Below are 20089 nucleotides of genomic sequence, written 5' to 3' on the forward strand. Positions count from 1 at the left end.
AAAAATCTTTTCTGAAAGCGTTACGCAATATTTGCTATTTTGTATTTACATACCTTTTTTGATCGGGTAAAATAAACATGACTATCGGATAGTTATTACTAATGATTATTAAGTAAGCTAAACCTGTTTGTCACACAATTTAAATCATCAATTTGGTTCTTGTGTGCAAGCAGGTTTTTATTTTTTATTGAAGGGAGGAGAATTGAGTGTTTATTAAGCGTGGGATTAACAATAACGTCTCTTTTGTAGTCGACGACAAAGGAAAAGAATTAATTGTTACAGGACGAGGTATAGCTTTCGGAAAACATGTTGGCGATGAAGTTGATGAAAGCAAAATAGAATATTATTTTCCAGTATTGCCTCAAGAGATCTCCTCAGCTATGGCAAAGTTGTTGGTTAATATACCAATTGAATATTATGCAATTGCTAATGACATAGTTGACAAAGCAAAATCAAGATTAAAGCAGGAGTTGAATCAAAGCCTGATAGTAGCTTTAACTGATCATATTTACAGAGCAGTTGAGCAGGCTAAAAAAGGAATTAAAATTTCAAATCCTTTAATTTTAGATATAAAAAGAATTTATCCTCAAGAATTTGAAGTTGGTATTTTTGGTATCAAATTAATTCGTAATATGACTGGTTGCAATTTGGCTGAAGATGAAGCAGCCACAATTGCTTTACATGTAGTGAACAGTGAGTTGGAAAATAAGGGAGATTTTAACGGTTATCGTGTAGTTGAGATAGTTCATTGGGTTACGAATTACGTTTTTAATTATTTTAAAATTGATTTTGCTGAGAAAGCAGATCCACTGTATTATCAGCGCTTTGATACTCATGTTCGCTTTTTTGCCCAACGAATTTTAGATAATGATTATAAAGAAAATGACGTTAATTCTTCTCTGTTAGTTGTTTTGTCTGATAAACAATATCAAAGGGAAAAAGATTGTGTGAACGGTCTTAGTGATGACTTTGCCCAAAAATTTGGCATCACCATTTATCAGGAAGAACGCGCCTATTTAGTACTTCATATTCACAATATGTTGAAAAACATAATCTCAAAGGAGAAATAAAATGGGAAAGTATACCTCATTGAGTAAATTTATAGTAAAAAATATTGGTGGAAAGGACAATGTGGTCTCTTTAATACACTGTTTTACCCGCTTACGCTTTGTTTTAAAAGATGAAAACAAGGCAAATACAGAGGCCCTTAAAGGAAACGAAGAAATAGTTGACGTGATCCAGGCTAACGGACAATATCAAATAGTGATTGGCATGCACGTAGAATCAGTTTTTGATGAGATTAATAGCCTTTATCACTTTAGCGGAGGAGAAAATTTAGCAGACGAAGAGACACTGAAGGAAGATACAAAGTTAATTGATAAAAAACAATCATTATGGGATAAAGCAGTTGACCTTTTATCTGGTATCTTTGTGCCAATCTTGGGAGTTTTATGTGCAAGCGGTATGGTTAAGGGACTACTGGCAATTTTGACTACAGCGGGTGTCTTAAAGAATACAGATGGCACATATATTATTTTGTACGCTATTGGAGATGCATTATTTTACTTCTTCCCAGTATTTTTAGCGGTTACTGCTGGTAAAAAATTTCATGTTGATCAAATGACATCGCTTGTTATTGGTACGGCAATTATTTATCCAACTTTGATACAAGCAATGTCAGGAAAAGCTGCAGCAACAGTTTTGTCGGGTACAATTTTTGAAACTAAGGCATATTTAACATTTTTACATATACCTGTTTTGTTAAATAACTATACTTCAACTGTCATTCCTATTATCCTAGCAGTTTGGGCAGCTTCTTATGTTCAACGTTTTGCGAAAAAAATCAGTCCGGCATCCGTTGCGAATTTTCTGGTACCATTAATAACCATATTGGTAATTGTGCCACTGACTTTATTAATAGTTGGTCCAGTATCAATTTGGTTGTCAGATATTATTGCTTGGATTGTAAAAGAGTTATATAAACTTAGTCCAATTTTATTAGGTGCCTTTATCGGAGGAACGTGGCAAATATTGGTAATCTTTGGTGTACACAATGCCATTATCCCAATAGTACTGAATAATTTAGCAACACAAAAATTTGATGTTATTTTTGCCGCCAATATAGCCTGTCCTTTTACTCAGCTTGCAGCACTTTGTGCACTGGCTTTGATCCTTAAGGACACTAAGCAAAAGCGCAATACTATTGCTTCAATTTTCCCAGCAATTTTTGGGATTACTGAGCCTGCAATATACGGTGTGACACTGCCACTGAAGAAGCCATTTTTCATTAGTTGTATTTCTTCAGCCATAGGTGGCATTTTAGCAATGCTAATGGGAGTTAAATTTTATCAAATGGGTGGACAAGGTATATTTGCTTTTCCTTGCTTCCTTTCTCCTAATGCTACTAATTTTTCCGGTATTATTAGCGCAGTGATAGTAGTATTAATTTCCATGGCAATTTCATTTTGCTTAACCCTCATTTTTTGCAAACCAAAAAAGCAAACAAATAATATTTAAGAAAAGGAGCATTGCAAATGACCGAAATAAATTTAAAGGGCAATCCATTCTACTTGAAAGATGAACAGATAGATAATATTAAATTGATCATGTCTAAGATGACAGTCAGAGAAAAAGTAGGTCAATTATTTTGCTTATTGGGCAATTATTCAACCGAACAAGAAATAAAAGAGGTTATTGAGAACTATCGGCCTGGTGGCATGATGTTTCGGCCACAAAAGAGTTCCAGCATTCAGGCTTTGCAACGTTATATTCAGGAAGTTTCTCCAATACCGCTACTGCTTGGAGCCAATCTTGAATCTGGTGGAGACGGTATAGGTACTGACGGGACATTTTACGGCAGACAAATTGAAGTAGCGGCTTCTAATGATAAAAAGAACGCATACCGCTTAGGACTAATTTCTGCTCGTGAAGGCGGCGCTGTGGGATGTAATTGGTCATTTGCTCCAGTTGTAGATTTTAATAAAAATTTTGCTAACCCGATCATAAATGTTAGAACATACGGTGATAATCCTGATACTGTCATATCAATGGCCCAGGAATATATGAAAGCATGCCAAAGTTCGGGTATGGCAGTCGCAATTAAGCATTTCCCAGGAGACGGCGTTGATGACCGCGACCAGCATCTTCTGACATCAGTTAACTCACTAAGCGTTTCTGATTGGGACAAAACCTATGGCAAGATCTACCAGGCTATGATTGATAATGGAGCACTGACTTTAATGGCCGGTCACATTTATCAACCTGCTTATACCAGATACTTTAATCCAGATGTGAAAGATGAAGATATTTATCCTGGTTCTCTATCATATGAATTGCTTCAAAAATTGCTAAGAGAAAAGCTGGGGTTCAATGGCTTGATTTCAAGTGATGCTACTAATATGGCAGGTTTTAGTTCACAAGGAAAAAGAGCAGAGCTTTTGCCTCAAGCAATTAATGCTGGTTGCGACATGCTTTTATTTACCAGAGATTTGGATGAAGATTTTAATTTTGTGCTGGATGCAGTGAATAATGGCGTAATATCAACAGACAGATTAAATGATGCTGTTACTAGAGTATTAGCTACTAAAGAAGCATTACACTTGTTTTTAAAGCAAAGAAATAATACTTTGGTTCCTGAAAAAGAGGCTTTAAAAGTTTTAAAATGTCCAGAACATGTTAAATGGGCTAAAGAATTAGCAGATGAATCAATTACTTTAGTTAAAGACAAGCAGGATGTTCTACCTTTAACATTGCAGAAAAACAAAAAAATTCTTGTTTTCGTTATAGGTGATGTTGTTAGTGCCAGTGGCAAACCGCCTGTTTCAAGTATTTTTATATCAAGATTGAAAGAAGAAGGGTTTAATGTAACTGTATTTGATCCTGAAAATGAAAATTTAAAGGATTTAATGGTTAATGGATCCGTCAAAGAGCTAAAAGCCAAGTTTGACACTGTAATATATTTTGCCAATGTTAAAACAGCCAGCAATCAAACAACTGTCAGGTTAAATTGGCTTAAGCCAATGGGGTATAACGTTCCTTGGTTTGTACACGAAATCCCTACTATTTTTATTTCAATCGCTAATCCATACCATTTGCAAGATGTTCCAATGGTAAAAACATATATCAATGCTTATACAGCAAATGAATATGTTCCAGCAATTTTAGTAGATAAGTTATTAGGTAAATCTCCATTTAAAGGTAAGAGTCCAGTTAATGCATTCTGCACTTATTGGGATACACATATATAGGAAGGAAAAATATGCTTAATTTTTTTAAGAGAAACGAAACTATTTATTCCCCATGTTCAGGTCTTTTTAAAACAATTGATGAAGTTAATGATGAATTGTTTGCTTCTAAAAAAATGGGTGATGGTTTTGCGGTAGTTCCTGCAGATACGGAGATTTATTCTCCAATTACGGGGGTTATAACCATGTTGGCTCCAAGCAAACATGCTATTGGCGTTGAAAGTAAAAATGGAACAGAAATAATGATTCACATGGGTATTGACACCGTTGAGCTTAACGGAAGCCCTTTTAACATTAAAATAAAGAAGGGTGATAAGGTCAAAAGAGGTCAGTTACTTGCCAATTTCGACTTTAAGCAAGCAAAAGAAGCGGGCAAGGAAACAGATGTAATTGTGATCTTTTTAAATAATAAGAATATTGATTTTGATCAAACTAGTATGAGTCAGGTTAATTCACAAACAGAGATTGGATCTTTACCTAAATAAATATTTTAGGGGATATACATAAATAAAATTAATAACACATTTGAGGGTAATTTCAAATGTGTTATTATTTTTGGTAGAAATAAATTATTTGAAAATTATGCTAATTAAGAGGTTTTAGAGTTTAAATGAATAAAGTTACAGTTATTGGCAGTATTAATTTAGATACTAATTTGCGCGTAAAACAGATGCCTAGACCAGGTGAAACTGTACATGCTTCCGGACACTATTCAGCTGCAGGCGGTAAAGGTGCAAATCAGGCGGTTGCTGCGGCAAGGTCAGGATGTGAAGTTAGCTTTATTGGTGGTGTAGGTGACGATGCACCAGGAAAAGAGATGCTGGGCTTACTTAAGAGTGAAGGCATTAATACCCAAGGTATTATCACAGCTAAAAAAGAATCAACTGGACAAGCGTTTATCACAGTAGATGATAGTGGTCAGAATTCAATTACTATATATGCAGGTGCAAATTATGCTTTTGGCCCGGCTGAAGTTGAGCAGAATCAAGCTTTGATTAAAAGTTCTGACTTTCTTATTGCACAATTCGAGACACCACTTGCTGCAACAATTAAAGGTTTCGAAATTGCTCATGAGGCGGGGGTAAAAACAATTTTAAACCCAGCTCCTGGAATGGATAAAATCCCTGCTGATTTGTTGAAGCTTACTGATATCATTACACCAAACGAAACAGAAGCTGAAACCATCACTGGGATTAAGGTGACTGATGAAAGAACTGCGCAAATGGCTGCTGCCAATCTACATGATCAGGGCGTAAAAACAGTTATTATCACAATCGGTGCTAAAGGTGCCTTCTATGACTATCAGGATAAAAGAGAACTGATTCCAGCTTTTAAAGTCAAGGCTGTTGATACTACAGCTGCTGGCGACACTTTTATTGGTGCAATGACCAGTATATTGCAGCCAGATTTGTCTAACTTAAAAGATGCAGTTCTTTTTGCTAATAAAGCTTCATCAATTACTGTGCAAAAATATGGTGCTCAGCCCTCAATTCCTTATGCAAAAGATATTAAAGTTGGTAAATGACGACTTAATTTTGAATTTAAGTTTCAGAAATTAAGATTACTTTATTTAGTATAGCGAAAACGCCTTTTTAAACTCTATCTTTAGTATAATAAAAGAGTAATTGAGAGTTTGCTGAGATATTTCAACAGTTTTAAAAAGAAAGGCAATTAATTATGACAACAAAAATAGGTATTATTGGAGACGGTCATGTTGGTTGTACCGTCGCTCATGAATTGATTATTTCAGGTTTAGTCGATGATTTAGTAATGATCGATGTTAATGAGGGCAAAGTTAACGCTGATGCAATTGACTTTGAAGATGCAATGGCCAACCTGCCATATCATACCAACATCATTGTTAATGATTATAATGCACTAAAAGACGCTGACATTGTGATTAGTACTTTAGGAAAAATATCATTAGAAACAAAGGGTGACCGGTTCCAAGAACTTGAATATAATAAAAAACAGTTAAGCCCGATAACTGAATCTATCAAAAATAGTGGCTTCAACGGTATTCTGATTGTTATTTCTAATCCTGTAGACGCAATAACCAGTCTTTACCAACAGCTAACTGGTTTGCCAAAGGAACATGTTTTGGGCACTGGTACTTTACTTGATACGGCAAGAATGAAAAAAGTTGTTGCTAAAAAGTTTAATGTTGATCCTCGTTCTGTAAGTGGTTTTGCATTGGGTGAACATGGTGATACTCAGTTTACAGCCTGGTCAACAGTAAAAGTATTTGAACAGTCATTAACTGAATTGGCTAAAAATGAATCATGGCAGCCAAGTGACTTAGAAGATGAAATCAGATTTGGTGGTCAAAATGTCTTTATGGGCAAGCATTACACTAATTATGGTGTTTCGGCTGCTGCGGTGAGAATTGTGCGAGCCGTTTTAACAGATTCACGTACAGAGTTGCCTGTATCAAGTTATCAGGAAAAGTATGGTACTTACATGTCTTATCCTGCAATTGTGGGTCGAAAAGGCATAGTTCACAAAATTAATTTACAGCTAACTCCAGCTGAAGAAAATTTGTTGGAAAAATCTGCTGAGGCAATTAAAGAAAAATCACAGGCATAAGAAGATAAAATAAATAGACCAAACGCGCTAAACAAGCGCGTTTTTTATTAGCCAAAAAATAGAAAATGAAAGTAATATTAAGCAAAGTCATTGACAAAAAGTAAGTAAAAGCATAGCATAAGAAACACTGATAGTTGTTTTAGAAAGAAGTGCACTTAATGAGACAAATGCAAAGAATTGAAAAGAAATGTATTTCATTAGATCATTTGCAAAATAATTGTTTCTGTTAGTATTCGCGCCCCATTTTAAAACAATAAGTATTTAGGACCGGCGAATAAAGTATCCGCAGGCCTTTTGTTTTGTTAGAACTACTGTGACAAATAAGTAGACTTATGAGTCCTTTTAAGTACTGCAGGGGAGGTTAAAAATGAGCTGGCAAATTATTAATCAAAGTTTGCCTATTTTTGCAAAAGCTTTTCAACTGACTATCTGGTTGTCTGCTGTTGGAATAATTCTTTCTATTATGGTGGGAGTTTTCTGCAGTTTAATCCAATATTTTAAAGTACCAATCTTGAGTCAACTAATAACAGCTTATGTAGAGTTAGCAAGAAATACACCTTTATTAATTCAATTGTTCTTCCTATACTATGCTTTTCCAGTTATTGGGCTAAAAATGTCAGCTCAAACATGCGGAATTGTTGGTCTGGTATTTCTTGGTGGAGCATATATGGCTGAAGGTTTTACTGGTGGATTTGCCGGTGTCAGTGCAACACAGATTGATGACGGTAAGGCTTTAGGGATGAACAATTTGCAATTAGCTCGTTATGTAGTCTTTCCGCAAGGCTTTGCGCTAAGTATGCCTGCCTTAACAGCAAATATTATATTCCTGATTAAAGAGACTTCTATTTTTTCAGTAATTGCTATTCCTGAATTAACCAATACAGCTCTGGACTTAATTGGAATGTACTACCGGACAAATGAGTATTTGTTAATTTTGGTGATTTCCTACGCAATTATTTTAATTCCAATTATTTTACTTTTAAATTATTTAGAAAGGAAGGTACGCTATGGCACATTCGGCGATTAATGTTTTCTTTGCAGGCAATAACTTTAGCAGAATTTTGCAAGGCTTGTGGACTTCCGTTTGGATTGCAGGTGTTAGTCTGGTTATTGGTCTTGTTTTAGGTACATTACTTGGTGTATTGCGCACTTTACCCAATAAAATAATTCGGTTTATTTTGCGGCTATATCTGGAATTCTTCAGGATAGTTCCCACCATCGTACTATTATTTTTGTTCTACTATATTTTACCGCGCAGCTTTCACATCAATTGGCCTGCCAGTTGGATGGCAGTTTTAGCATTTGCCCTATGGGTTGCTGCTGAGTTTAGTGATATCGTTCGTGGAGCAATAGAATCAGTTCCTATCGCTCAAAAAGAATCAGGTTTAGCTTTGGGCTTGAGCAAAGTGCAACTTTTTCGCTACGTTTTATTACCCCAAGCCGTGCAGCTTGAGTTACCGGCAACTATTAATCTGGCTACAAGAGTAATTAAAACTACCTCTTTATTAATGATGATCAGTATTATGGATGTCATCGCGATTGGACAACAGATTATTGAAGCTAATAACCAAAAATATCCGACAGCTGTTTTTTGGATTTACGGTCTGATTTTCTTTTTATATTTCATAATAGATTATCCATTATCAGTATGGTCTAAACGGCTAGCAGCAAAGCAGGACAGGTGAGATAAATGACAAAAGAAGTTTTACGTGTTGAACATCTAAACAAGTTTTATGGTGATTGGCAAGCTTTACATGATATTAGTTTTACGCTTCATCAAGGTGAAGTGCTGACATTATTAGGTCCTTCCGGTTCTGGTAAAAGTACTTTAATTAGATGCTTAAACGGCTTGGAAGATTTTAAAAGTGGCTCACTTTACTTTAAAGGAAAAAAGATTGAGACTGATGCTAAAAATTGGCAGGCTTTACGCCAAAAAATCGGCATGGTTTTTCAAAGTTATGATTTGTTTCCTAACTTTACGGTTCTCGAAAATGTTTTGCTGGCACCAGTAAAAGTACAAAAAAGATCTGAAGAAGAAGTCAAAAAAGAGGCTCTGCAGCTGTTAAAACGAGTAGGATTGGAAAAATACGTTGATTCTTATCCTCGTGAATTGTCTGGTGGACAAAAACAAAGAATTGCTATCGTCAGAGCATTGGCAATGCACCCCGAAGTAATGCTTTTTGATGAGGTTACCGCTTCTCTTGATCCAGAAATGGTTCGGGGAGTTTTACAAATTATGACTGATTTATCCCGTGTTGATCATATGACAATGATTATCGTTACCCACGAAATGAACTTTGCACGCCAAATAGCAGATCAGGTTTTATTTCTAGAAGAAGGAAAAATTTTAGAAAATACACCTGGTAAAGAATTTTTTGAACATCCCCAAACAGATCGTGCTCGTGATTTCTTGACTAGTATGGACTTTTAAGGAGTAAATAATGAAGAAAAATAAAAGCAGAAATATTATTATTGGTGTTTTAGTAGTTTTAATTATTGCAGTTGCCGCATTTTTTGGTATCAAGTCATCAAAAAATAATAGCAGTAATGCCAATGAAAGCAGCGTGACTATGATTAAAAAGCGGGGAGTTTTACGAGTTGCCGTATTTGGTGATTTGCCTCCTTATGGTTGGGTTGATGATCATGGCAACCGTGTTGGTTATGATGTGCGTCTTGCACGTCAAATGGCTAAGGATTTGGGTGTTAAAGTGAAATTTACCCAGGTTAATGCGAATAATCGCGTAGATACTCTTAATTCAAATAAAGCTGATATCGTTTTAGCTAACTTTACACAAACACCTGAGCGTAAACAAGTTGTTGACTTTGCTAAGCCATATATGAAGGTATCAGTTGGAGTTATTTCTCCTAAGAATGCACCGATTACAAACGCTTCTCAGCTAAAGGGTAAAAACTTGATTGTCAACAAGGGCACAACAGCAGAAAATTACTTTACCAAAAAGGGCGGTGTAGACTTGTTGAAATTTGACTCTAAAACGCAGCAATTCAACGCTTTTAAAAACAAACGTGCTGCGGCTTTAGCAGATGATAATTCATATCTTTATGCTTGGGTAAAGAAGAATCCTAATTACACTGTTGGAATTAAAAACATCGGACCTAATCAATTCATTTCTCCTGCGGTCAAAAAGGGTAATAAGTCTCTTTTAAATTGGACGAATAAAGAAATTACTAAATTAGCAAATAAAAAATTCTTTACTGATGATTATAATAAGGAACTCAAACCATACTTTGGTAAAGAAGTTAAGCCGAGCGACATTGTTTTAAATTGATGCAGCTGCTATAATAAATAAGTCTTGAATTTTATTATCAAAAATGATAAGGTATTAAACGTTAATCGATTAATCTATGACTTGAAATAGGAGTCATGGCAAAGGAGTAATAATTATGAAACAAGATATTCATCCAGATTACCAACAAGTAGTCTTTATGGATTCAGCAACTGGTGCTAAATTTGTTGCTGGTTCAACATTAAAGCCAAAGGAAACAGTGGATTATGAAGGTAAAACTTACCCACTAGTTCGTGTTGAAATCACTTCAGATTCTCACCCATTTTACACTGGCAAGCAAAAGTTTGCTCAGGCCGATGGTCGAATCGAAAAGTTCAACAAGAAGTATGGCATGAACAACAAGTAATATCTTCAATCTGGTGGAAGGCAGTCCCATTGGGGCTGCTTTTTTATGTAAAGCATAATTGTTATACTACCTAAATAAGGAGTATAATTATTACTTTAGCAAAAAACTCTTTTCGGCTAGGAGATAAAAAGATGAAAATGCAACTGGCAGAAATAGCCAAAGCAATAAATTCAAAGTGTGAAGGCAATGATCAGACCGTTATTACTTCTATTGCCTTCGATTCTAGAAAAATCGCTGCTGGCGGTTTATTTGTACCGCTAAAAGGCGATAGAGACGGTCATGATTTTATCAATAGTGCAATTAGCAACGGAGCAAGTGCTACATTGTGGCAAAAGGATCATCCTAATAAACCTGATAGTATTGCAGTTTTAGAAGTTGATGATCCGTTAACTAGCATGCAGGAACTAGCACAGTATTATTTAAATAAAGTTAACCCTACTGTTGTGGGTATTACCGGATCAAATGGCAAAACCACTACTAAAGATATGACGGCAGCTGTTTTAGCAAAGAGATTTAATGTTCATAAAACTGATGCCAACTTCAATAATGAAATTGGCGTACCCATGACTATTTTAGACATGAAGCCAAATACAGAAATCTTGGTTTTAGAAATGGGCATGGATCATGCGGGACAATTGCATAAACTAAGTGAATTGACCCATCCTGACGTTACAGTTATCACCATGATTGGCGAAGCACACATTGAATTTTTAGGTTCGCGTGCAGGAATTGCCGATGCTAAAATGGAAATTACCGATTTTTTACGTGAAGATGGCGAACTAATATATAATGGTGATGAACCACTTCTGCGTGAAAGAGCTGATAAAATAACACAGGCAAAAGTTACCTTTGGTTTTGCAAAAAATGATACAGTTTATGCAACAGGCTATCGCAGCTACAAACATCATGCTACATTTACGATTAATAACTCTGATCATAAATTTACTATACCTATGATTGGTAAACACAATGTTTCTAATGCACTTTCTGCTCTTTGTGTCGGCAGGCACTTTGGTGAAAGTGATGAAGAAATAGCTACTGCTTTGGAAAAATTTACTCCGACGGCTGACAGAATGGAATGGGAAAAAGGTGACGTTGGAGAAGACATCATGAGCGATGTTTATAACTCTAATCCTACTGCCGTCCGTGCTGTGATAACCAGTTTTGGTCAGATTCAGGTTCCAGCAGGTAGTCGGCGAATCGCTGTTCTGGGTGATATGTTAGAATTAGGAAACCGGTCGGCTGCACTTCATGCTGGTCTGGCAGATTGTCTCGACCCCCAGGTAATTAATGAAGTTTATTTATTTGGTACAGAGATGAAAAATTTAGCAGCTGTACTTAAAGAGAGTTATAAACCGGAAAACTTGCATTATTATACCCAAGATCAAATGCAACATATGATTACTGACTTGAAAAATGATATAAAGCCGAACGATATTGTGGTTTTGAAGGGTTCGCATGGGATGCACCTGGAAAAAGTAGTAGAACGGCTTAGATAAGGAGAATTTTGTGAAATTTTCAGAATTAGGATTAAAAGATGAGCTGTTAAAGGCAATTAAGCGTTCAGGCTTTGAGGAAGCTACGCCAATTCAGGAACAAACTATTCCTTTAGCTTTAGCTGGCAAAGATGTAATTGGACAGGCTCAAACAGGTACAGGTAAAACTGCAGCTTTTGCTTTACCTATCTTGCAAAATTTAGATAAGCACAATAAAGTAATTCAGGCATTAATTATTGAACCGACTCGTGAACTAGCTATTCAAACACAAGAAGAGCTTTTCAGACTTGGTCGTGACGAGAATGCGCGAGTTCAGGTTGTCTATGGTGGTGCCGATATTGGTCGTCAAATTCGTTCTCTTAAAAATCATGTACCAGCAATTTTGGTAGGTACACCGGGACGTTTACTTGATCATTTAAAACGTAAAACGATTGATTTGGAAAATGTTAATACCATTGTTTTAGATGAAGCTGATGAAATGTTAGACATGGGTTTCATCCAAGACATTGAAAGTATTTTGAGTTACGTTAAGAACCGTAAACAGACCTTATTATTTAGTGCCACAATGCCAAAACCAATTTTGAACATTAGTGAAAAATTCATGAACAATCCTGAAATTGTGCGCATTAAGACTAAAGAATTGACTGCTGACTTAATTGACCAGTATTTTGTGCGTGCTAAAGATTCAGAAAAATTTGACATCATGTGCCGCTTGATTGATGTTGAAAGTCCTGATTTGGCAGTGGTTTTTGTCAGAACCAAACGGCGCGTTGACGAGGTTACCAGAGGCTTACAGGCACGTGGTTATAATGCCGCAGGGATTCATGGCGATTTATCACAGGCACGTAGAATTACTGTGTTAAAAAGATTCCGTGCCGGAAAATTGGATATTTTAGTGGCGACTGATGTAGCTGCACGTGGTCTGGATATTTCCGGTGTAACACATGTATACAATTACGATATACCACAAGATCCAGATTCTTATGTTCACCGTATTGGTCGTACAGGCCGTGCTGGTCAAAATGGCAGTTCCATAACTTTTGTTACGCCAAATGAAATTGGCTATATGAGGACAATTGAGCAGTTAACTAAGAAAAAGATGACGCCATTACGTCCGCCATCTGATGATCAGGCTTTGCGTGGTCAACTTAAGGTTGCTAAGTCTAAGATTGAAGATCTAATGAAAGAGGATTTAACAAAGTATACTGATGACGCAAATGAATTGTTGGAAAATTATTCAGCTGTCGATTTGGTGTCCGCCTTTTTGAAGAACTTGTCTAAGGACTCTTCGAATGTAGAGGTTAAAATTAGCTCTGAAAAACCTCTTCCTTATAAAGGTAGCGGTCGCAGTGGTCGTGGCCGTTATAGTCGCGGTAAAAGCAGTCGTGGTGGCTATCGCGGCGACCGCAGTCGCGGGCGTGGCAATTACCGTGGAGGGCATTCACGCCGTTCTGGTAATGGCAAAAACTTCGTTATTAAAAATAAAAAAGGTTAACGTTTTTACTAAAAAAGAGTTGTGGCAATTTACAACTCTTTTTTAGTATTATATTTTTGATATTAAGAGGAAAACAAAATGATCGTTGGAGTCGGTATTGATGCTGTTGAAGTTGGACGTGTAGAAAAAATTATTGCTAAAGGAGATAATTTTGCTCGTAAAGTATTAACTCCTAAGGAGTTTGAGCAGTACCAAAAACTCTCAGGCAGACGTAAAGCCGAATATTTGGGAGGTCGCTTTTCTATCAAGGAATCCTTTGTCAAAGCTATTGGAACAGGATTTGGCAAAGGTATAGGCTTGCAAGATATAGAAACATTGTGGGATGAATTAGGGCACCCCATAACAACATCGACTAAGTTTAACGGCAAGATTTTCCCCAGTATTACTCATGATAGACATGAAATAGTTACATTAATTGTTTTGGAGAAATAAAATGGTTCCTGGAATTCATAGACCTGCAGCGGTATATGTTGATTTAGCTGCAATCAGACAGAATATCAAAGAAGAAATTAAGCATTTAAGACCTGAACAAAAGTTGTTTGCTGTAGTTAAAGCAAATGCCTATGGTCATGGGGCAGTACGGATAGCTCGAGAAGCAGTCAAAGTCGGCGCCAGCGGGTTTTGCGTTGCTATTTTGGATGAAGCCATAGAACTAAGACAAGCTGGAATAGTCCAGCCAATTTTAGTTTTGGGCGTGACTCCTGAAAAGTACGCTTCGCTAGCAGCTGTCAATGGTATTTCTTTGACAGTTCCGAATTTAAAATGGCTGCAAGGAGCTGAACCAGAACTAAGTCAGAACCATCTGCAATTAAAAATTCACTTAGCGGTGGATTCTGGCATGGGACGCATTGGCTTTAGCGAGGATGAAGAATTTATTGCTGCAAACGATTTTTTATTGAATAATCCAAATTTTAACGTTGAAGGGATGTTCACACATTTTGCTTCTGCAGACAGCAGCGATGATTCATACTTTCAGAGCCAAGTTGACCGATTTGATCATTTTAAAAGTTTGTTGAAATTAAAGCCAAGATGGATTCACGTTGATAACACTGCAGCCAGTGTATTTGATAAGAAAGTTCACAGTGATTTGGTGCGTTTTGGTATTGGTATTTATGGTTTAAATCCTTCATCAAATCCAGTAAGTCCTGATTTAAAGACCGTAATTAAATTAAAGCCGGCATTGTCCTTTGTTAGTGAGCTGGTGCAGGTTCATACCATTCATAAGGGACAGGGTGTGGGTTATGGATCTACATACATTGCTGATAAAGATCAAATTATTGGTACAGTACCAGTTGGATATGCTGATGGCTTTATTCGTAAATTTCAGGGCTTCAAAATTAAGGTGGGTTCTGAGTATTGTCCCATAGTTGGTCGAGTGTGCATGGATCAATTGATGGTGCAATTGCCTTATGAAATGCCTGTGGGAACAAAAGTAGTTTTGATTTCAAATGATCCAGATGCACCAAACAGTATCAAAAAAGCAGCAGATTATGTTGACACTATTCATTATGAAGTTGCCTGTTTACTGGATGATCGTTTGCCGCGAAAATACTATAATTAATAATAGGCAAGCAAAAAGCACATCAAGCTGATGTGCTTTTTATAATGATGATATTTAATTGTTATCTTCTTGATTGATATAAACACCAGGATTTTCATCGCTCATCAGTGTCATTCCAGCTTGAAGATCCTCAATTTCAGCAACTACATAACTTTTACGTTCAAGCCGCCTAACAATTTCTTTTAAGGTATCTTCAGTAAGTCCTGCCGGTAATGTAAACAAGATACGTCTCACAGCATTGTTTGTTTCACCGGCTGTAGATGCGTCAAGACTCATTACACCAGCTATGGCACAAAACTTACTGATGATTTTAGTCATCTTTGCCAAATTTCCTTGTGAATCATCAGTTAAAACAGTAAGTACGTAGGACCCTGTTTTTATATTCCAAGCCTCTGATAACATACCAAGTAATTTCGAGTGAGTTAGAATGCCATAAAATTTATTTTCTTCATCTAAAACCGAAATGTAAGGTAAATCCTTAATTGTGAAGAAAACTTTAAAAAATGGTGAATTAACCTTGATAGTTTTCGTAGCATTTTTTAATAAATACGTAACTGGCAGGCTCATGTCCTTACCTTGAGATTTATGGCGGTAAATGTGCATTTTATAAATATTACCGCGGAAAATAGTGCCGGTATCATCTAAAATCGGTACACATCTAAACCCGGAATCCTCCAGAATTTTTAATGCTTCTTCAAGCGTAGCGTGTTCGTTAACTGTAGTTAAATAATCTTTTTTTCTAACTAAAGATTTGATAAGCATGAAACTGCCTCCGTTGTAAAAATAATCCCAACAATTATATCATAAACAAATCAGGGATTAAATAAATATGAAAGGAAAATAACTATTCAGATAGATTTTAGCACTTGCGGTACAATTTAAAAAGCTAAATTAGTTAATGAAATCAAAGTGTAATAGTCTTTGAAAAAATTAAATCTGTTGATTGTGCTATCATTATTACGATAAAAAATAAGGGGAAATTAGATGAAAATTATAGCAGGACTAGGCAATCCAGGTAAAAAATATGATGGAACAAAACATAATACCGGTTTTATGGCCTTAGACCATTATTTACAAGAAAATAAGTTAAGCCTTGAAAGAGAAAAGTTTGAAGGAAAGTATACGAAGCAAAAGATCGCTGGCACTGATGTTATCTTACTGGAACCACAAACTTTTATGAATGATTCAGGAAGATCTGTTGCGCAATTTGCCCACTTTTTTAAAGTAGATCCACAAGATATTTTGATTATTCATGACGATATGGACATGCCTTTAGGGAAAATCCGCATACGTGCAAATGGCAAATCCGGAGGTCATAATGGTATTAAAAGTATTATACGTGATCTGGGCACTAACGACTTTAACAGGTTGAAAATTGGTATTAGACATCCAGATAATGTTACAGAAGCCAGCGTCGTTTCATGGGTTTTATCACAATTTAATACTGAACAAAAAAAGTTGATGGATGCAGCTTTTACGAAAGCAAGTGAAGTTATAACTGACTTTATTGCTGGAAAAAGCTCACAGTATTTAATGAACAAATATAATTAAAGATGCGTTTAACAAATATTTTAGAAAAAGATCATGATCTGATAAATTTTATTTCCAATGTTAGCAAAGTAAAAAATTCTTTAATCACCGGAGCAAATGCCGGTGCTTTTGACTTGCTTTTATGCCAAATAGTAAAGACTTTGAATGAGCCGTTAATTTTGCTTGAAGAAAACGAAAATAAGGCGCAAAAAATTTACAGTGAATTAGATGCTATTATGCCTGAAGAGAGCATACAAATTTTTCCGGTTGACGCATCAATTGCAACTCAAACTGCTGTCACTTCACCTGACGAATTAAGCAGCCGCATTCAAGCACTTAATTTTTTACTAAGTCAAAAACCGGGCATTATCGTTGCCACACCCCAGGCATTGCAATACAAGTTGTCTGCTCCGGAAAAATATAAGGAAGCAAGACGCAAATTCGTTTCAGAGAATGAATATGACCTGGCTGAACTTACTAGCTGGCTTGTGCAAGTAGGATTTCACCGCGAAAATCTGGTGGTTAAACCAGGAGAGTTTGCGTTACGAGGAGATATTTTAGACATATATCCTCTTGATAGAGAAAACCCTGTTAGAATTGAATTTTTTGGTGATGAAATTGATACCATTAAGGAATTTGATTTAACTAGTCAACGTAGTCAAAAGCAAATTGACCAATTAGTTGTAACTGCCGCCCAAGATCGAGTTTTTTCAGCTAATAATTTCAAACAAGCAGCACAAAAGATAAGAAAAGCTATAGCAGATTCTCCTGCACCTGAAAAAGATGTTAATAATCATTTTTCAGAATCCTTAGATGCTTTGGAAAATGGATCTTTACCGCAAAATTACGCTTTTTTGGCAGATTTTTTAATAGCTGAACCTAAAAATCTATTAGATTACTTGTCAGATTCAGGAATAGTAATGCTGGATGACTGGCCTTTAATTGAGCAGTCTGTTAAGTCTGTCGATGAACAAAACGCAGGTTTCATTGACGATGAATTGAAAACAGGAGCAATGATTCCGGGACAAGAATTGCGCAGTGACTTTCATAAAAATTGGTCACAAGACAAACATAATCATATTTATTTTTCGTTATTTCAGCGCAGTATCGGCCGTATAAAACTAGGACAGTTATTTGATTGGCAGACTAGAGAACCTCAGCAATTTTTCAGCCAAATGCCTTTGATCAAGTCGGAAATAGAGTCATATCAGAAAAAAAATCAGACAGTAATTTTACAAGCCGATAACAGCAAAAGAGCCAAACAAATTAGTCAAACAATGGCTGAGTTTGGCATGGATGTCCCCATCGTACAGTCAAATAATTTAGTGGAAAATCAAACTCAAATTAAGGTTGGCGGTTTTGCCAGCGGCTTTAGTTTGCCTAATAATAATCTGGTTTATTTAACTGAGCGAGAACTTTTTAATAAGGTAACTCACCATAGTCGACGAATCAAAACTATGGAGAATGCTCAAAGATTAAGGAGTTACACTGAACTAAAGCCAGGAGATTATGTTGTTCATGTTAATCACGGAATTGGACGTTTTGAGGGAATAAAGACCTTAGAAAATAATGGTGTAAAAAGAGATTATATTACCATTACTTACCAGCACGGTGATCAGTTATTTGTTCCAGCAGATCAACTAAAACTGGTGCAAAAATACGTTTCTTCAGAGGGCAAGAGACCACACGTCAATAAACTTGGCGGTAGTGAGTGGGCTAAGACAAAAAGCAGGGTCCAATCTAAAGTTGAAGATATAGCCGATGACTTAATTGATTTGTATGCAAAAAGAGAATCAGAAAAGGGATTTGCTTTTTCAAAAGACGATGACCTGCAGCGACAATTCGAAAATGCTTTTCCTTATGTTGAAACGCCTGATCAGTTGCGCTCAATTAAAGAAATTAAGCACGATATGGAGCAGGAAAAACCGATGGATCGTTTGCTTGTGGGGGATGTAGGCTTTGGAAAAACAGAAGTTGCTTTAAGAGCAGCATTTAAGGCAATAGAAGATAACAAGCAAGTGGCGTTTTTAGTACCTACAACAATCTTGGCGCAGCAGCATTATGAAACGATTCAGGACAGGTTTAAAAATTTTCCTGTCAATTATGCTGTTCTTTCTCGCTTTCAAACACCTGCTGAAGCTAAAAAGATAACAGAAGGATTGAAACAAGGCAAAATTGACTTAGTGATGGGTACGCACCGATTGCTTTCAAAGGATGTAAAATTTAAAGACTTAGGGTTGCTCATTGTTGATGAAGAACAAAGATTTGGCGTGAAGCATAAAGAAAGGCTAAAAGAACTGAAAGCAAATATTGATGTTTTAACCTTGACTGCAACACCAATTCCACGGACTTTGCACATGTCAATGATTGGCGTGAGAGACTTGTCAGTCATGGAAACTCCACCATCCAATCGTTATCCTATTCAAACCTACGTGATGGAACAAATACCGAGTGTAATTAAGGAAGCTTGTATGAGAGAAATTGCGCGCGGTGGTCAAGTTTTTTACCTGCATAACCATATCGGTGACATCGATGACGTAGTAACAGAATTAGAGAATCTAATGCCAAGTGCTAGAATTGTTAGTGTCCACGGCCGTATGAGCAAAAATCAAATGGAAGATATTTTGTATCGGTTTTTAAACAGAGAATTTGATATTTTAGTTACAACAACAATCATCGAAACTGGTATTGATATGCCTAATGTCAATACTATGTTGATTGAAAATGCAGATCACTATGGTTTAAGTCAGCTTTATCAATTGCGTGGCAGAATCGGACGCAGTGCTCGTTTAGCATATGCTTATTTTTTATACCAGCCTAATAAAGTATTAACAGAAGTCGGTGAAAAAAGATTGGATGCTATTCGCGATTTTACTGAACTGGGTTCCGGTTTCAAAATTGCTATGCGAGATTTATCAATCCGTGGAGCTGGCAATATGTTGGGTGCACAGCAGCATGGCTTTATTGACAGCGTAGGTTACGATTTGTACTCTCAGATGCTGTCTGATGCAATTAAAAACCGTAAAAGTAAAAAGAAAGTTAAAAAAAGTAATGCTGAAATCAATTTAGGACTCGAAGCATATATTCCTGATGACTACATTAGCGACCAGGAGGAAAAAATAGAGTTTTATAAAAAGATCAAAACGGCTGGTACTGATGATATCGAACAAATTCAAGATGAATTAATTGATCGTTTTGGCAATTATCCTGAGCCAGTTGAAAATCTGCTAGCTGTTTCACAACTAAAAGCTGAAGCAGATTTGGCTCAAGCACGCAACATTACTAAAGTTAATGATCATGAGGTAAAAGTTGAGTTTGCTAAAGAGGCGTCTAATGAATTGCAAGGTCCAAATATTTTCAAAGCTCTAGAACATGTATCATATAAGGTTAAAATCAGTCTCTCTCCAGTTAAGAGACTAGTTGTATTGCTGGAATTACCCGAAAACATAAAGCACCGGCAACTATTTGCTAATTTAGTAACATTTATGTCAGCAGTCAGTGATATCATACAAAAATAAGGAGAAAG

At 36.3% G+C, this 20089-nt stretch carries 18 protein-coding genes; 17 read left to right on the forward strand and 1 reads right to left on the reverse strand.

Features of this window, described 5'->3' with window-relative positions; translation table 11 throughout:
- Positions 1-206 precede the first annotated feature (206 nt).
- From LDM90_RS02350 to alr, 15 genes are all read left to right on the forward strand, one after another.
- The gene (locus LDM90_RS02350) at positions 207-1070 is read left to right on the forward strand and encodes a PRD domain-containing protein (RefSeq protein WP_223896373.1); all 864 of its coding nucleotides are present in this window, start codon (positions 207-209) and stop codon (positions 1068-1070) included.
- Between the two features lies 1 nt (position 1071).
- Complete coding sequence (locus tag LDM90_RS02355) at positions 1072-2517, forward strand: PTS transporter subunit EIIC (RefSeq protein ID WP_223896374.1); 1446 nt, start codon at positions 1072-1074, stop codon at positions 2515-2517.
- 17 nt (positions 2518-2534) lie between these two features.
- Positions 2535-4247: a glycoside hydrolase family 3 protein gene (locus LDM90_RS02360; RefSeq protein WP_223896375.1), complete on the forward strand. Its 1713-nt coding sequence runs from the start codon at positions 2535-2537 to the stop codon at positions 4245-4247.
- 11 nt (positions 4248-4258) lie between these two features.
- On the forward strand, positions 4259-4729 hold the full coding sequence (locus LDM90_RS02365; RefSeq protein ID WP_223896376.1) for a PTS sugar transporter subunit IIA: 471 nt from the start codon (positions 4259-4261) through the stop codon (positions 4727-4729).
- Between the two features lie 125 nt (positions 4730-4854).
- Positions 4855-5769, forward strand: a complete 915-nt coding sequence (gene rbsK / locus LDM90_RS02370) for a ribokinase (RefSeq protein ID WP_223896377.1) — start codon at positions 4855-4857, stop codon at positions 5767-5769.
- A 152-nt stretch (positions 5770-5921) separates the two neighbouring features.
- Entirely contained in the window at positions 5922-6830 is a 909-nt protein-coding gene (locus tag LDM90_RS02375) for an L-lactate dehydrogenase (protein ID WP_223896378.1), read from the forward strand.
- Positions 6831-7197: 367 nt separating this feature from the next.
- Positions 7198-7857: an amino acid ABC transporter permease gene (locus LDM90_RS02380; RefSeq protein ID WP_223896379.1), complete on the forward strand. Its 660-nt coding sequence runs from the start codon at positions 7198-7200 to the stop codon at positions 7855-7857.
- Complete coding sequence (locus tag LDM90_RS02385) at positions 7838-8515, forward strand: amino acid ABC transporter permease (protein WP_034981451.1); 678 nt, start codon at positions 7838-7840, stop codon at positions 8513-8515. Before LDM90_RS02380 ends, LDM90_RS02385 begins: the two co-directional genes overlap by 20 nt.
- Before the next feature lie 5 nt (positions 8516-8520).
- Positions 8521-9261, forward strand: a complete 741-nt coding sequence (locus LDM90_RS02390) for an amino acid ABC transporter ATP-binding protein (protein WP_223896380.1) — start codon at positions 8521-8523, stop codon at positions 9259-9261.
- Between the two features lie 10 nt (positions 9262-9271).
- Positions 9272-10117 (forward strand): transporter substrate-binding domain-containing protein, encoded by an 846-nt coding sequence (locus LDM90_RS02395; RefSeq protein WP_223896381.1) that lies wholly within the window; start codon positions 9272-9274, stop codon positions 10115-10117.
- Between the two features lie 115 nt (positions 10118-10232).
- Positions 10233-10481 (forward strand): type B 50S ribosomal protein L31, encoded by a 249-nt coding sequence (locus LDM90_RS02400; RefSeq protein ID WP_034981446.1) that lies wholly within the window; start codon positions 10233-10235, stop codon positions 10479-10481.
- A gap of 131 nt (positions 10482-10612) precedes the next feature.
- Positions 10613-11980 (forward strand): UDP-N-acetylmuramoyl-tripeptide--D-alanyl-D-alanine ligase, encoded by a 1368-nt coding sequence (locus LDM90_RS02405; RefSeq protein WP_223896382.1) that lies wholly within the window; start codon positions 10613-10615, stop codon positions 11978-11980.
- Positions 11981-11990: 10 nt separating this feature from the next.
- Entirely contained in the window at positions 11991-13472 is a 1482-nt protein-coding gene (gene cshA / locus LDM90_RS02410) for a degradosome RNA helicase CshA (protein WP_223896383.1), read from the forward strand.
- A 78-nt stretch (positions 13473-13550) separates the two neighbouring features.
- Positions 13551-13904 (forward strand): holo-ACP synthase, encoded by a 354-nt coding sequence (gene acpS, locus LDM90_RS02415; protein ID WP_187153882.1) that lies wholly within the window; start codon positions 13551-13553, stop codon positions 13902-13904.
- A 1-nt stretch (position 13905) separates the two neighbouring features.
- Positions 13906-15033 (forward strand): alanine racemase, encoded by a 1128-nt coding sequence (alr, locus tag LDM90_RS02420; RefSeq protein WP_223896384.1) that lies wholly within the window; start codon positions 13906-13908, stop codon positions 15031-15033.
- A 54-nt stretch (positions 15034-15087) separates the two neighbouring features.
- Here the strand turns inward: alr and cbpA are convergent, their stop codons facing one another.
- A complete protein-coding gene (gene cbpA, locus LDM90_RS02425) occupies positions 15088-15795 on the reverse strand; it encodes a cyclic di-AMP binding protein CbpA (RefSeq protein WP_034981438.1) in 708 nt (235 codons plus the stop codon).
- A 222-nt stretch (positions 15796-16017) separates the two neighbouring features.
- Here cbpA and pth point away from each other — a divergent pair, with 222 nt between their 5' ends.
- Positions 16018-16584: an aminoacyl-tRNA hydrolase gene (gene pth / locus LDM90_RS02430; protein WP_223896385.1), complete on the forward strand. Its 567-nt coding sequence runs from the start codon at positions 16018-16020 to the stop codon at positions 16582-16584.
- 2 nt (positions 16585-16586) lie between these two features.
- Positions 16587-20081 carry a transcription-repair coupling factor gene (gene mfd, locus LDM90_RS02435; RefSeq protein ID WP_223896386.1) on the forward strand — a complete coding sequence of 1165 codons (3495 nt, stop codon included), beginning with the start codon at positions 16587-16589 and terminating at the stop codon, positions 20079-20081.
- The last annotated feature ends 8 nt before the right edge of the window (positions 20082-20089 follow it).

Source organism: Lactobacillus huangpiensis, from assembly GCF_019972815.1.
GTDB lineage: Bacteria > Bacillota > Bacilli > Lactobacillales > Lactobacillaceae > Lactobacillus > Lactobacillus huangpiensis.